Consider the following 14,202-nt stretch of genomic DNA (forward strand, 5'->3'; position numbering starts at 1 on the left):
GGTGGTGGAACGAACTTTTTAGGTTCTTCTTTTTTAGGAGGTAATTTTATTGCAGTGATTTTCACATCTCTAACAACATCATCTTCCTCTCCTTTCGGGATAAGGTCTAGGATAAGTGGAGCACCAACAGCCAAACTAAAGAATAAAGCACCAATAATCAATGCTTTAATCGTAGTACTTCTGTTCGTTTTTCTCAACTCATAAGCCCCGTACACTTTGTTACGGCCCTCAAAGACGATTTCCAACCACTGGTTTTTAATAATATCTAATTTCATATTTCTTAATTATTAGGTTATTGAGACAACAAGACAAGTCTTATTTTCCTTCTAACAATTTTAATTCCGCAGGAGTAATATCATTTACGATTGTGTACGTAGGAACGCCTGATATTGCCATTTCATCCAAAACATCAACCACATTTTTGTAGTTTGATTTTTTACCTGGTTTGATGATCACAATCATTCCTTGGTCTGGCTTCCCTTTAGCAGTTGAATAGGCAAGAACTTCCTCTTTTCTTTTCAACAATTCTTTACGAAGACCATCTTTAGAATACGCAATATCTTTTGGACCAGCAAGTGGAGTTTCTAACAATCCCATGTAGAAAGTCAATTTGTTGTTAGCACCTAACAATAAAGTAACGGTACGATTTTCATCAACTTTGATATCAACATTTTTCTTTTCATCTTCATCTTTGTTTGGCAATCCCAAATTCATCGATTGGGGTTTAGACAAGGTAGTGGTTAGCATGAAAAAAGTAATTAATAAAAAAGCCAAATCAACCATGGCAGTTAAATCTACCTTTGCATTCGCTTTTTTAGCTCTTACCTTACCACCTTTTTCGCCACCGCTGTCGGTATTTAATTCAGCCATTGTAGTATATTTTTTTTAATTAAAAATCTTTACCTCTCAAACCAGTAACCAAACTAAAACTGTTGATTTTCTGATCTTGACAAATATCCATTACCTTTCTGATTGCTGGATATTCTTCTTTAGCATCACCTTTGATAGCGATTTGCAATTCCTTGTCATTAACCTCGATATTAGCAATACGTGCATTGTATATCCAATCTTTCAACTGATTATCTGTTGAATCCATAGGTACACCTGGCTGCCCAGCTTTACTTCTATCAGGTGCTTTCATTTCAATGATTTGCTTAAGACTTGTCATTGGCACACCAAAGTCATCCATTAATGAAAACATTGTTTTATCTGCATCAGAAAAAGTTTCACCATACTTCTCAGCCATTAATTCTAATGTTCTGATACGTACTTGCCTTCCTTTTAAATCAAAGAAAACTTTTCCGTCACCAACAATTATCGTAGCTAAATCAGATTCAGGTAATTTAGTCTGAACTGTTGAAGCCGGCGTGTCTACAGGAAGTGCTTCCGGTATTTTAGCCGTTGAAGTCATTACAAAGAAGGTAAGCAAAAGGAATGCAACATCACACATAGCGGTCATATCAGTAGACCCCGGATTTTTCTTTATTTTTATTTTAGCCATTCTTTTTGTTTTTTAATTGATATAAATATCAATATAATTATTGCTTCAAACTTCCTCTGAATCTTCTGTAAGAGTTTACAATAGATACAGCAGCCTCATCAATAGAGTACGTTAAATCATCAATTTTAGATGTACAGAAGTTGTAAGAGATAATAGCTACTGCTGAAGTTCCAATACCTGTTGCAGTATTAATAAGTGCTTCAGAGATACCTGCTGCAAGTGCTGCTTGATCTGGAGTTCCAGCTGCTGCTAATGCACCAAACGCTTTAATCATCCCTGATACTGTTCCTAACAATCCAATAAGTGTTCCTAAAGATACTAATGAAGAAATACTCGTCATGTTCTTTTGTAACATTGGCATTTCAAGTGAAGTAGCCTCTTCAATTTCTTTGTGGATAGTTTCTGCTGCTTCCTCAGAATTGAATCCTTCTTTTTTAACTGCTTGGTATTTAATTAAAGCTGATTTAATTGCATTTGCAACTGAACCTTGTTGTTTATCACATGTTGCGATAGCTTCTTCAATTTCTCCTTGTTTGATACTAGCTTGGATTTTAGTCATAAAAGCATCTAAGTTAGTTTTACCTGCTGCTTTTGAAATAACGAAGAATCTCTCGATTGAGAAAACAAGTACCATCAATAACATTCCTAATAATACTGGTACAACAGCACCACCATGATAAACTTGACCTAAAGTATTCAACGGAGTACCTGTTTCTATATTTCCTCCTTCAAAGTTTTCAGGATTACCCATGATAAATTTCCAAATTACAACACCTACACCAATACATGCAGCAATAATAATTCCTGAAACCATTCCACCACCGTTCGAAGTGCTTTCTTTTTTAACGTTTGCCATTTTCTTTAATTTTAATAGTTTTAAATAATTTCTTTTAGTTATAATAAACTTGTAGTCCCGCAAATTTATATGTTTAGTTCAAATAAAAAAATTTTTTTTAGTTTTATTATGATTAATTTTAATCCACAAAAATTTTAAATTTTTATTCAAGTACCAATTTGTAAATAAGTAAAACTAAATTACAGTTTTTTCAGATAAAAAACTAACTTTTTAAGATTAAATCAAATTTTTTATCAAAAACAACTGTTTTTAAAGAAGGTAGCTTTATTTAATAATTAGCAACGAAACGCAAATATCTTTGCGTTTTAGTGAAAATATCTTATGTTTATAAAAATAATAATATCTTGCAATCTAATTAAATCAGCAAAAAACCATGAGCAGCAAAGCAACCTTTACAGCACATATTAATGAAGGCTATACCACTAAAGGAGAAAGCATTATCCTAGGAGGAGCCATACTAGATGGTGAAGCCTTAGCAGATACTTTGGTACGAATACCCTTAAAAACCTTAAATCGCCATGGATTAATTGCAGGAGCCACAGGAACCGGAAAAACTAAAACTATTCAAGTATTGTGTTAGCAATTATCAGCTGCTGGTGTTACAACTTTAATTATGGATATCAAAGGTGATTTTAGTGGAATTGCCAAAGAAGGTGTCGAAAAATCGTTCATAACTGAGCGTCATGCTAAAATTAACCTCCCTTATAATGTTGCGAAGTTTCCAGTTGAATTATTAACGCTTTCCGAGCAAGGTGGCGTGAGACTTCGTGCTACGGTTTCAGAATTTGGACCTGTACTGTTCTCGCGAATTCTCGATTTAAATGATACGCAATCCGGCGTAGTTTCTATCATTTTTAAATTTTGTGATGACAGCAAAATGCCTCTTCTTGACCTAAAAGACTTTAAAAAAGTAATCAATTATATTACAGAGGAAGGAAAAGATGAAATCACTTCAGAATATGGACGAATATCTACTTCAACGACCGGAATAATTCTGAGAAAAATAATTGAATTAGAACAACAAGGAGCTGAATTATTCTTTGGCGAAATGTCATTTGATATTGATGATTTGATGCGTATTGACGAAAACGGAAAAGGATATGTGAATATTCTGCGTTTAACGGATATTCAAGATAAGCCCAAGTTATTTTCGACTTTTATGTTGAGTTTACTAGCTGAAATTTATCAGCAAATGCCTGAAAAAGGAGATGCGGAGCAGCCGGAACTTGTGATTTTTATTGACGAAGCGCATCTTATCTTTAAGGAAGCTAGTAAAGCCTTATTGGAACAAATTGAGACAATTGTTAAGCTCATTCGATCTAAAGGAATTGGAATTTATTTTATCACTCAAAACCCAATGGACGTTCCCAGCGGTGTCCTTGCTCAATTAGGTTTAAAAATACAACATGCTTTGAGAGCGTTTACCGCAAAAGACAGACAATCCATTAAACAAACTGCTGATAACTACCCTACATCAGAGTACTACGAAACTAGTGAAGTATTGACAAGCCTAGGAATTGGAGAAGCTTTAGTCACTGCATTAAATGAAAAAGGAATACCAACACCATTAGTTGCAACTATGTTACGTGCTCCAATGAGCCGAATGGATATTTTAAGCGAAAGCGAAATTCAAGAAATCAATACCAACTCTAAATTAGTTAAAAAATACAGTGAACTTATCGATCGCGAGAGTGCCTATGAACTATTGAATAAAAAAATTGCTTTGGCAGAAGCGGAAGCAACGAAAAAAGAAGCAGCCCTTGAAAAAGAAAAAGAAGCGGTAAAAACAACTAAAACGACTGCTAAACAAGGACCAAGCACAGGCGAAATTGTCGGTAAATCCGTTCTAAAAGTGCTCACTAGCGCTACTTTTATTAGAGGAGCACTAGGGGTATTATCGAAAATGATGAAAAGTAAATAAAATGAAGAAATACAGTATCCAAAAAAGCCCATTTGTAGTTCCCACCACTGATGGTAAATTAATTGAAGAGCATCACGGTTTAGCAGCTACCTCTAATGCTGCCATCTCTATCGCACATATGGTTGCGCCGCCTCATTGGAGCGAACCTTACCAAACGCCTGAATTTGAGGAATACACCTATATCATTAGAGGTAAGAAACAATTTATTATTGAAGATGAAATAGTGATTCTTGAAGCAGGACAATCGATTAAGATTGAAAAAAATACGCGTGTACAATACGCTAACCCTTTTGATCAAGAGTGTGAATACATCGCGATTTGCACCCCTGCATTTGATTTTACTAAGGTACATCGAGAAGAATAATTCTATAAAAAAGCCAACTTAATTTATTGAATAAGTTGGCTTTTTGAATTTTAGGGAATTGCTATTATCTTAGCAATTCTAAGATTTTATCTTCCACCTCTTTGCTATCCCAAATTTTTTCGATATCCTTGGTCAAAAGCACTTTTTGCATGATTGCATTCTGCAAATCACCTATTGCTAATGCTTCGCTATACGGTCTATCGCTAAAGGTTACGCGACTGTATAACGGAATCCACTTATCAGGATGCCTATCTGAGAATACTTTTTCTATTTTTTTCTGCAAAAGAAATTTATCATCTGCCGTTTTTGAGCTCATTTCAAGGAAATTGCGATAAGACAACTCAGCAATAGCATCAGCATTCGGCTTACGCGATTTTTCATATTCAGAAAACACCATTTCCCAATCTTCTCCGTATTTCTCCATCATTTCATACAAAATCGAAATATCTTCAAAGCCTGCGTTCATTCCTTGTCCGTAAAATGGCACTATCGCATGACAAGCATCCCCTATCAGAGCTACTTTGTCTCCATAAGTCCAGGGGAAACATTTCATTGTTACCAATGTGCTCGTTGGATTTTTAAAGAAGTCTTCGGCTAATTCCGGAATAACATCGATAGAATCTGGAAAATTCGTTTCGAAAAAAGACACAACGTCTTTCCTTTCTTTAAGCAAATCAAAAGAATTCTCTCCTTCAAACGGCATAAACAAAGTACAAGTAAAACTTCCGTCTAAATTGGGTAATGCAATTAACATGTACTCGCCTCTAGGCCAAATATGGAAGGAGTTTTTATCTAATTTATGAGAACCATCTGCATTTGCAGGTATATTTAGTTCTTTGTATCCAATATTTAAAAATTCTTGCGAATAATTGAACATGCTTTGGCGTTGCATTCTATGACGAATTCTAGAGAAAGCACCATCAGCACCAAAGACCATGTCATACTTTTTATCTTCCCACGCTCCTCGTTCTGTTTCGCCAATATGTAAGGTTGCATCTGCTAGAGTAACATCCCAAATTTTTTGCTCGAAGAAAAACTCAGCACCTGCTGCTTCTGCTAAATCAATCATTTTTCGATTTAAAATACCTCTAGAAATCGAATAGATACTCTCACCTTCTTGACCGTAGTTTTGAAAATTGAGCTTATCAACAAGGTGAATTGCTCTTTTATCCATTGGGATTGCAATCTCACGAACAGCATCTCCTATCCCTACTCCGTCTAATGCTTTCCATCCACGGTTAGACATCGCTAAATTAATAGAGCGTCCTGAAAATTGTATTTGTCTAATATCCGGGCTTCTGTCATAAATATGAACGCTATGCCCTGCTTTGCGTAGGTAAATAGCCAAAAGGGATCCTACTAAACCGGAACCAACAACTGCTATTTGTTTTGAAGTTTGCATTGTAATATATAAAAGTTAGGCTAAAATAAACATTTAATATTTTAAGGTGTCTTTTACACCCTAGTTTTTCGCCGGTTTAAGGATTAATTTTGTTCCTGATTTTATAATTTCTTCCTTGTTCATTTTCATCTTTCTGAACTTTCCAGCATTGTATAATTCTGCTTGATCTTTGTAATGTGCACTAAACGGGTTCCCAGATTGCCCAGTTGGCAATATGCTCCAACTATTTTCAATATCTGAAAAATCGACTATTCGTCTTGTTGATGGACCTCCTTTTACGGTATAATTAGGCGTATCTCCATAAGTATAAAACTGATTATCAATCACTTCATTTGTTCCCGCTGTCGCAAAAGGACCTACGTTAAACAATTGACGAAAAGCGGCGATCTTACCAATAGGGTGCTGAAATTCAACTAAATGTACTTTGTCCCAAGTCCAACCTTCAACCGAAGAACCTAACTGCTTTTCTAAAGATGTTATAGTTTCCTTAAATGACTTTGTAATGACTTCAGCTCGCGTCTCCTTTTTATTTTCAGTATTGGTATTATCCCACCATACTGACTCTTCCTTGCTTATTTGATTTGCTATGACTTGTTTCATGATATGCGTATCTAAAAAACGCTTGAAACCTTCCGCTCCTAGCTCATCTTCAAAAGTATTCTTTAAATAAAAATACACCCATTTATTGTAAATAGTTGGAGCAACATCTTTTAGGTCATTTGTCCCTTGCCATTTTTTTAGTATCGCAATCGCGCTACGTTCCATGTCTGAAAGTTTATTTTGATCTACAATCGAAACGAACTGCTTAATAATTTGAGGAGATACCATTGAAGTGTTATCGACTAACATTTTACTGACTGCTTCTTTATCCCAGTTCGGTTTTGCATCCAGTAAAGTTGTAATTCTCTTGGCTCTATCTTCTGGTAAGTAATAACCTGGATATAGAAACCCATCTACCGCTTCAGGCTGATTATTAGCCGAATAAACATAACCCCAGTCTGGATTTTCGGCTGAAGGATTTTTGGAGAAATCCAGAAACTCCGCAATATCATCATTGCCCGAGGCACCATTTAGAATAAAGTTAGGATTAACCCCTTCTTTATGTTTGTATAATTTTCCAGTTGCCCACCACGCTACATTTCCTTTTGCATCACCATACATAACATTAAGTCCTGGAGCCGAAATTAACGAAACCCCATTTTGAAAATCAGCCTTGCTTTTAGCATGTGACAATTTATAAACCGCTTCTAAGATATGCAACGGCTGCTGCGTATAAATCCATGACATCGCCACTGGTTTTTTAGCATCCAAGCCATCAATTAAATCATTCATAAGGGGTCCGTGACGAGTCGTTTTGACATTCAAAACCACATCACTAGAATCCTTCACTTTAATTGTTCTTTCTGCCACAGCGTAATCATCAAAACCTGTGGGTGTTTTATACTGTTTGGCATTAGCCGGATTATTCTCCTCTTGGTACAAATCGATATCATCGTTTTCGAACATCGTTAAACCATAGGCGTATTCCCGATTGTGACCTAAAAGTGGATAAGGTGTACCTGCTAAATAACAGCCGTATAACTCCATTTCAGGTGTGACAATATGCGCCTCATACCAAGTTCCCGGTTGCGAAAACCCAAGATGGGGATCATTAGCAAAAATAACCTTACCGCCCTTAGTTTTTTGAGGAGCGATTACCCAACTATTACTACCTATAAAAGGCGGAATAGGGGAATTATCGAGCAGTGCAGCCACCGCTTTTGAAATAGCAGCATATTCTTGCTGCTGCCCTTTGGCATTTTTTATTTGTAAACTAGCAAAAGATCCATCAAGACCCAAATCTTTCAAATAATCTATTCCGTACTTGTCACGGATATCCGTCATTAACGGATCTGATTTTTGAGCCATTGCAAAACTAAAAGACATATATCCATATATATTATAAACGTCTTCGATAGTAAATTTCTGTTTTGGCACTCCTATCAATTGAAATTCAATTGGAGTAGGTCCGTTTTCTAAAAAATCATTGATTCCGTCGAGGTAGGCCATCGTTAGCTGGTAGCTTTCACTATTTTTATCTAAAGCAGCGATCGCTTTTGCAGAAGCAGCTTCAATCCCCAAGCCACTAAAAAATTTATCGTTTTTGAGTGCTACATTTCCAAAGAGCTCAGAAAGTCGACCCGGTGCAATGCGACGCATTAATTCCATTTGCCATAAACGATCTTGTGCGTGTACATACCCAAGAGCAGTCATAGCGTCTTTATTAGAAGCGGCGTAAATATGTGGCACGCCAAAGTCATCAAAATATACTGTAGTCTCCTTTTGAATGTGCTGCAATGTTAGTTCTCCGTCGTATTTTGGCTTAAGATAAAATACATAAGATGCACCGGCTAATGCGGCGGCAACTAAAAGAACAACCAAGACCAAAACGATCTTTTTTACTATTTTCATTGAATTGGAAATTTATAGAACAAATATAATTTTTAAAACTGACTTAGGATTAAATAATATTGTTTATTATTTTTGTATTTTTGTTAAACAAAATTATCAAAATATGATTGCATTTGCAACCGAAGACTTAGAAAAGTTAGAAAAAGTAGAGCGACTCAATTTAATCAATTCCTGCACAGGATACAAATCAGCTAACTTGCTGGCTACTATATCCAAAGAAGGCATTACTAATGTGGCTGTTTTTAGTAGCATTACGCATTTAGGAAGTAGTCCCGCCATGCTTGGATTTATTGTTCGCCCTACCACTGTCCCTCGTGACACCTATAAAAACATAAAGGAAACAGGTTACTTCACGGTTAATCATATTGCTGAAAGTATGATTGCTGATGCACACCATAGCTCAGCCAACTACGATGACTCGGTTTCAGAGTTTGACAAAACCAATCTTGAAGCTGAGTTTAAAGAAGGTATCCCTACTCCCTTTGTTAAAGGAAGTCCCGTACAATTGCATTGCAAATACCTAAACGAATATTATATCGAAGAAAACAATACCATTCATATTATCGCTGCAATTGAAAAAGTATATTTCGACGAAGATCTTAAACACAAAGATGGCTGGCTGCAACTAGACAAAGCGAAGGTCATTGCATTAAACGGTCTCGATGGGTATTGCCTACCTCAATTAGTAGATCGTTTTGAATATGCTAGAAAAGACACTCCAACGAAATCATTTTACAAGTAAAACTCCAATAAATTACCTAACCGCCTACTTGGCTACAAATAAAAACAAAAAACCCATTGTCTTATTATATATAAATGACAATGGGTTTCTTATTTAATGTATAGAATAAATTCCTTCTTTCAATATTTGTCCAAAATCATACATGTCTTCAAAAGAACAGTATAATGGAACAGGCGCTAACCGAATCACATTGGGTTCTCTCCAATCTGTGATTACGCCATTTTTCATCAAGTAGTCAAACAAGCTACGTCCTTCGCCATGTAAAAAAACAGAAAGTTGACACCCTCTTTCGGCTGGATCAGCTGGAGTTATAATTTCAAAGGTACTATCGACTTCCTTATCAATTTCTTGGAGAACAAATTCAAGATAGGCTGTGATTTTATTTCTTTTCTCGATGATGGCATCCATTCCTACCTCGTCGAACATATCCACAGATGCTAAATATGGCGCTAAAGACAGTATAGGAAGGTTACTTATTTGCCAACCTTCGGCTCCTTTCACGGCATCAAATTGCGGCTCCATTTTAAAGCGACGCTCTTTGTTGTGTCCCCACCAACCGGCAAATCGTGGTAAAGAAGCATTGTGGTGTTTTTCGTGAATAAAACAACCCGAAGCATTTCCGGGACCTGAATTCATGTATTTGTAACTACACCAAGAAGCAAAATCAACGTTCCAATCGTGTAGTTCTAATTTTATATTTCCAGCGGCATGTGCTAAATCCCATCCTACGATAGCACCCGCTTTGTGACCTGCGGCAGTAATCGTTTTCATATCAAAAACTTGGCCTGTGTAATAATTCACTCCGCCTATTAACACTAAAGCGAGTTCATCACCTACCTCTTCAATTTTAACTAGTACATCCTCAAGGCGAATGTTATGTTCTCCTTCTCGTCGTTTTATTTCGACTATAGCGTCATCAGAAGCATAACCATGAAAATCTACCTGGCTTTGAAACATATATTGATCCGATGGAAATGCTTTTTCCTCACAAATGATTTTGTATCTTGTTTTGGTAGGACGATAAAAAGAAACCATTAGTAAATGTAAGTTAACAGTCAAGGTGTTCATAACTGTAACTTCAGAAGGTAGTGCTCCTACGATTTTACTCAATGGTTTTGCAAAACGTTCGTGGTAATCCCACCAAGGTTTATCGGCATAGAAATGTCCTTCGACAGCAAGATTGGCCCAATCGTTCATGACTTCATCCACGTAGGATTTAGTACGTTTAGGTTGCAAACCAAGTGAATTACCCGTGAAATAGATTACTTGTTTGTTATTTACTTTAGGGAAGTGGAATTCAGATCGGTATTTATGTAAGTTATCTTGTGCATCAAGTTCTTGCGCAAAAGATCTCGTATTTTCGAATTGCATAATTTGATTTTTGTTTTGTAAAAATAACAATTATAAACGGCATGCCAAATCAATATATGCTGCTTTAACAGAAATAAAAGTCGAAGTTGATCGTTAGGTCAAGAAAGGCAAACCTATAAAACAAATCGTAGGAAATTTATAAAGCAATTTAGTGGTCGTATAGCTTTTTATAAAAAACGGCTTTCAAATCTCAGGTATACTAAAATAATGTAATTCTCGTTGTACTATACGGAATACCATTGCTAAAAGTCTTACTTTTATACTATCACTTCTCAACATAAATAATTTACCCATGCTTAAAAACAATCTCAATGCTATTCTTTTTTCTTTTGCCCTGATAGTATCCGCCTATCTATTTTCTAATGCGTTCCAAAATCGCAATAAAAACACTGACACAATAAGTGTTACGGGTTTAGGTAAAATAGACTTTGTCTCGGACTTGATTGTTTGGAGCGGTTCATTCAGCCGTAAAAGCGCAACCTTGAAAGAAGCCTATGCACTACTCGATACGGACAGAGCAAAAATTAAAACCTATTTAAACGGAAAAGGGATTAGCGATAAAGACATCGTATTCTCAGCAGTTAACTTCAACAAAGATTTTGAAACCACCTATAATGAAAATGGTACTGTGAGACAGACCATTTTTTCAGGATTTACACTGAGTCAGAATGTGAATATACAATCCAAACAAGTAAATGAAATCGAAGAAATATCACGCCAATCGAGTGAACTGATTAATTCAGGTGTCGAATTCTATTCCAATGCCCCGGAATACTACTACACGAAGTTAGCCGAATTAAAAATAAAGATGATTGCTGAGGCTACTAAAGACGCGAGTTCTAGAGCCAAAAGTATCGCTGAAAACGCTGATGCTAGTTTAGGCAACTTAAAAAAATCGGATATGGGAGTCTTCCAAATCATTGCACAAAACTCTTCAGAAGATTTTTCATACGGTGGATCATTTAACACTAACTCCAAAAATAAAACAGCCACCATCACTGTAAAACTGGTTTATCAAGTAAACTAGTTCAGGCTAGGTGTTTCGCGTGAATGCTTGCTTTGCCAATTCGCTATCGCTCGTGTGAAGTGAAAATCGATTTATAGTATGTAGCGGAAAACTAAAAAAGATTGTAGTGTATAGCAGATTCGCCGCAGCGAAAACGCCCACATTCAAAAATGGCAACTACAAAAAAACCTCGCCATTACTGACGAGGTTTTTAGAAAATTAACCTTATTTTTATTAGATGATCAACATGGCATCACCGTAAGAATAGAATTTATACGATTCTTTGATTGCTTCTTCATACGCTTTTTTCATTAAATCATGTCCACAAAAAGCAGAAACCATCATTAACAAAGTCGATTTAGGTGTATGAAAATTAGTGATCATACAAGTAGGAATCGTGAAATCGTGTGGAGGAAAAACAAATTTATTAGTCCATCCGTCAAAAGGGTTTAAGGTATTTTGAGATGAAACTGAACTCTCTACCGCACGCATAGAAGTCGTTCCAACGGTACAGATACGTTTTTTCTTTGCTTTGGCAGCATTGACGATATCACAAGCTTCTTGCGTAATTTTAAGCTCCTCAGAATCCATTTTGTGTTTTGACAAATCTTCTACTTCAACTGGATTAAAGGTACCTAAACCTACGTGAAGTGTAACCTCAGCAAATTTAATTCCTTTGATCTCAAGTCTTTTCAATAAATGTTTAGAGAAGTGCAATCCTGCTGTAGGTGCTGCAACAGCTCCTTCTTCTTTAGCATAAATCGTTTGGTAACGGTCTGCATCTTCTGGAGTTACGTCTCTGCTTATGTATTTAGGAATTGGAGTTTCTCCAAGTTCCGTTAATTTTTTTCTGAATTCTTCATAAGAACCATCGTAAAGGAAACGCAATGTTCTACCACGAGAAGTTGTATTATCAATAACCTCAGCTACTAATGAATCATCATCACCAAAGTACAATTTATTACCAATACGAATTTTACGTGCTGGATCTACTAATACATCCCAAAGGCGTTGCTCAGCATTCAATTCTCTTAATAAGAAAACTTCAATTCTAGCTCCAGTTTTTTCTTTGTTCCCGTATAAACGAGCAGGAAAAACTTTAGTATTATTTAGGATTAAAACATCACCATCATCAAAATAGTCTATAACGTCTTTGAATAACTTATGTTCAATTGTTTGTTTTTTGCGATCAATCACCATTAGGCGTGCCTCATCTCTATTCTCAGATGGGTATTCGGCTAAAAGTTCTTTGGGTAGATCAAATTGAAAATGTGATAATTTCATCTGTATTTTTTTGTTTAAGTTTAAAGTTTCAGATAACGAGCACGTTACCTAAACTCAGCGAGTGCAAATATACGACTGTGAGATAGGCGATGTCAAGTTTTTTGCTATTTAATTTAAATATATTATCACTGTAGGAGATAGCAATACTGCTACGTGCCTATAAACATTGAGAATTAGGGAATAATTTCGGATACTTTGAAGCCAAGTTTTTCCATATCATCCCAAAAATCAGGGTATGATTTAGAGACTACATTTGCATCAGTAATAATAATAGGCACTCTTAAGGCTAATGGCGCAAAAGCCATCGCCATCCTATGATCATTATAAGTAGCTATTTTAATATTAGAATTGATTGTAGTGCCTGTTTCTAGTGTAAGTGAATCATTTGTAACGGTAATAGTTGCTCCTAATTTGGTTAGTTCTGTTTTTAAAGCCTCTAATCGGTCTGTTTCTTTAATTTTCAAGGTATGCAAACCTGTTAAATGGCAACCTATTCCAAGACCTAAGCAAGTAACAACGATGGTTTGTGCGATATCTGGTGTGTTATTTAAATCAAAATTGATATCTGTAAGCTGAAAACCCTTTTGTTTGGACAACACTAAAGTAGTATCTTCAAAAAAGGAATCCACTCCCATTTCTTTGTACAAGGACACTAAAGCAGAATCTCCTTGCAAGCTGTTTTCTTTATAACTTGTTAATTTAATAGACGCCTCATCAGACAACGCTACTAAACTAAAAAAGTAGCTAGCAGAACTCCAATCAGACTCTACTGTCATAAGTTTGGGCAGCACCTCTTGCTTGGGAGTAACAGTAATTTTATTTCCAATAAAACTGGTTTCTATTCCTAAATCCGTTAGTAACGCTAACGTCATTTTAATATAAGGAACAGAGGTGATTTCTCCTTCAAGGGTTAACTCGATTCCTTCTTCCAGCTTTGCAGCCACTAATAATAATGCTGAAATGTATTGACTACTTACATTAGCAGCCATAGTAACTTTTGAATTTGTTATTTTTTGACCTTTAATTTGAATTGGTGGGTAACCAACCTCTTTTAAGTAACTAATTTGAGCACCTAATTGTTCCAGCGCTTCGACTAAAATTTTAACGGGACGCTCTTGCATTCTGCTCGAACCTGTTAAAGTAACATTACGATCTTCCTGAACCGCAAAGTAAGCAGTTAGAAAACGCATGGCAGTTCCAGCATGATGAATATCTATCAATTCCTCGTTACCACTCAATGCCATTTGCATTACTTCACTATCATCAGAATTAGAGGTGTTTTCCAAAGTAATTGCAGGAAACAA

Annotated in this window: 11 protein-coding genes and 2 pseudogenes; 4 read left to right on the forward strand and 9 right to left on the reverse strand. The window is 36.0% G+C overall.

The window, feature by feature from the left end; translation table 11 throughout:
- From P8M54_RS12020 to P8M54_RS12035, 4 genes and pseudogenes are all read right to left on the reverse strand, one after another.
- Positions 1-275 (reverse strand): annotated as a pseudogene (locus P8M54_RS12020) (energy transducer TonB); the annotation flags it as partial.
- Positions 276-315: 40 nt separating this feature from the next.
- Complete coding sequence (locus P8M54_RS12025; protein ID WP_300288120.1) at positions 316-870, reverse strand: biopolymer transporter ExbD; 555 nt, start codon at positions 868-870, stop codon at positions 316-318.
- Between the two features lie 19 nt (positions 871-889).
- Entirely contained in the window at positions 890-1,501 is a 612-nt protein-coding gene (locus tag P8M54_RS12030) for a biopolymer transporter ExbD (protein ID WP_300288121.1), read from the reverse strand.
- A gap of 37 nt (positions 1,502-1,538) precedes the next feature.
- Positions 1,539-2,357, reverse strand: a complete 819-nt coding sequence (locus P8M54_RS12035) for a MotA/TolQ/ExbB proton channel family protein (protein ID WP_300288123.1) — start codon at positions 2,355-2,357, stop codon at positions 1,539-1,541.
- 373 nt (positions 2,358-2,730) lie between these two features.
- On the opposite strand from P8M54_RS12035, the pseudogene P8M54_RS12040 reads away from it, so the two are divergent.
- A pseudogene (locus P8M54_RS12040) lies at positions 2,731-4,278 on the forward strand (helicase HerA-like domain-containing protein).
- A gap of 1 nt (position 4,279) precedes the next feature.
- Complete coding sequence (locus tag P8M54_RS12045) at positions 4,280-4,642, forward strand: cupin domain-containing protein (protein WP_300288124.1); 363 nt, start codon at positions 4,280-4,282, stop codon at positions 4,640-4,642.
- Between the two features lie 64 nt (positions 4,643-4,706).
- Here P8M54_RS12045 and P8M54_RS12050 read toward each other — a convergent pair whose 3' ends face one another.
- Positions 4,707-6,044, reverse strand: coding sequence for an NAD(P)/FAD-dependent oxidoreductase (locus P8M54_RS12050; protein ID WP_300288125.1), 1,338 nt, complete (start codon positions 6,042-6,044; stop codon positions 4,707-4,709).
- A 60-nt stretch (positions 6,045-6,104) separates the two neighbouring features.
- Positions 6,105-8,495, reverse strand: a complete 2,391-nt coding sequence (locus tag P8M54_RS12055; RefSeq protein WP_300288126.1) for a penicillin acylase family protein — start codon at positions 8,493-8,495, stop codon at positions 6,105-6,107.
- Positions 8,496-8,598: 103 nt separating this feature from the next.
- Here P8M54_RS12055 and P8M54_RS12060 point away from each other — a divergent pair, with 103 nt between their 5' ends.
- Positions 8,599-9,237: a flavin reductase gene (locus P8M54_RS12060; RefSeq protein WP_300288127.1), complete on the forward strand. Its 639-nt coding sequence runs from the start codon at positions 8,599-8,601 to the stop codon at positions 9,235-9,237.
- 93 nt (positions 9,238-9,330) lie between these two features.
- Here the strand turns inward: P8M54_RS12060 and kynU are convergent, their stop codons facing one another.
- Entirely contained in the window at positions 9,331-10,608 is a 1,278-nt protein-coding gene (kynU, locus tag P8M54_RS12065) for a kynureninase (RefSeq protein WP_300288129.1), read from the reverse strand.
- A 292-nt stretch (positions 10,609-10,900) separates the two neighbouring features.
- Between kynU and P8M54_RS12070 the strand changes: the two genes are divergently transcribed.
- Positions 10,901-11,635: an SIMPL domain-containing protein gene (locus P8M54_RS12070; protein WP_300288131.1), complete on the forward strand. Its 735-nt coding sequence runs from the start codon at positions 10,901-10,903 to the stop codon at positions 11,633-11,635.
- A 213-nt stretch (positions 11,636-11,848) separates the two neighbouring features.
- Here the strand turns inward: P8M54_RS12070 and queA are convergent, their stop codons facing one another.
- On the reverse strand, positions 11,849-12,898 hold the full coding sequence (gene queA, locus P8M54_RS12075; protein ID WP_300288132.1) for a tRNA preQ1(34) S-adenosylmethionine ribosyltransferase-isomerase QueA: 1,050 nt from the start codon (positions 12,896-12,898) through the stop codon (positions 11,849-11,851).
- Positions 12,899-13,071: 173 nt separating this feature from the next.
- Positions 13,072-14,202 (reverse strand): 3-phosphoshikimate 1-carboxyvinyltransferase (gene aroA / locus P8M54_RS12080; RefSeq protein WP_300288133.1); only part of this gene is annotated, 1,131 nt, incomplete at its 5' end.

Origin of the sequence: Flavobacterium sp. (assembly GCF_029242675.1) — a bacterium.
GTDB lineage: Bacteria > Bacteroidota > Bacteroidia > Flavobacteriales > Flavobacteriaceae > Flavobacterium.

What these genes read in the sequence shown, in the direction of transcription:
- P8M54_RS12030 (WP_300288121.1), bottom strand. Translation starts at nt 1,501, where the DNA reads ATGGCTAAAATAAAAATAAAGAAAAATCCGGGGTCTACTGATATGACC.
- P8M54_RS12045 (WP_300288124.1), top strand. Translation starts at nt 4,280, where the DNA reads ATGAAGAAATACAGTATCCAAAAAAGCCCATTTGTAGTTCCCACCACT.
- P8M54_RS12055 (WP_300288126.1), bottom strand. Translation starts at nt 8,495, where the DNA reads ATGAAAATAGTAAAAAAGATCGTTTTGGTCTTGGTTGTTCTTTTAGTT.
- P8M54_RS12025 (WP_300288120.1), bottom strand. Translation starts at nt 870, where the DNA reads ATGGCTGAATTAAATACCGACAGCGGTGGCGAAAAAGGTGGTAAGGTA.
- P8M54_RS12050 (WP_300288125.1), bottom strand. Translation starts at nt 6,044, where the DNA reads ATGCAAACTTCAAAACAAATAGCAGTTGTTGGTTCCGGTTTAGTAGGA.
- P8M54_RS12035 (WP_300288123.1), bottom strand. Translation starts at nt 2,357, where the DNA reads ATGGCAAACGTTAAAAAAGAAAGCACTTCGAACGGTGGTGGAATGGTT.
- kynU (WP_300288129.1), bottom strand. Translation starts at nt 10,608, where the DNA reads ATGCAATTCGAAAATACGAGATCTTTTGCGCAAGAACTTGATGCACAA.
- queA (WP_300288132.1), bottom strand. Translation starts at nt 12,898, where the DNA reads ATGAAATTATCACATTTTCAATTTGATCTACCCAAAGAACTTTTAGCC.
- P8M54_RS12070 (WP_300288131.1), top strand. Translation starts at nt 10,901, where the DNA reads ATGCTTAAAAACAATCTCAATGCTATTCTTTTTTCTTTTGCCCTGATA.
- P8M54_RS12060 (WP_300288127.1), top strand. Translation starts at nt 8,599, where the DNA reads ATGATTGCATTTGCAACCGAAGACTTAGAAAAGTTAGAAAAAGTAGAG.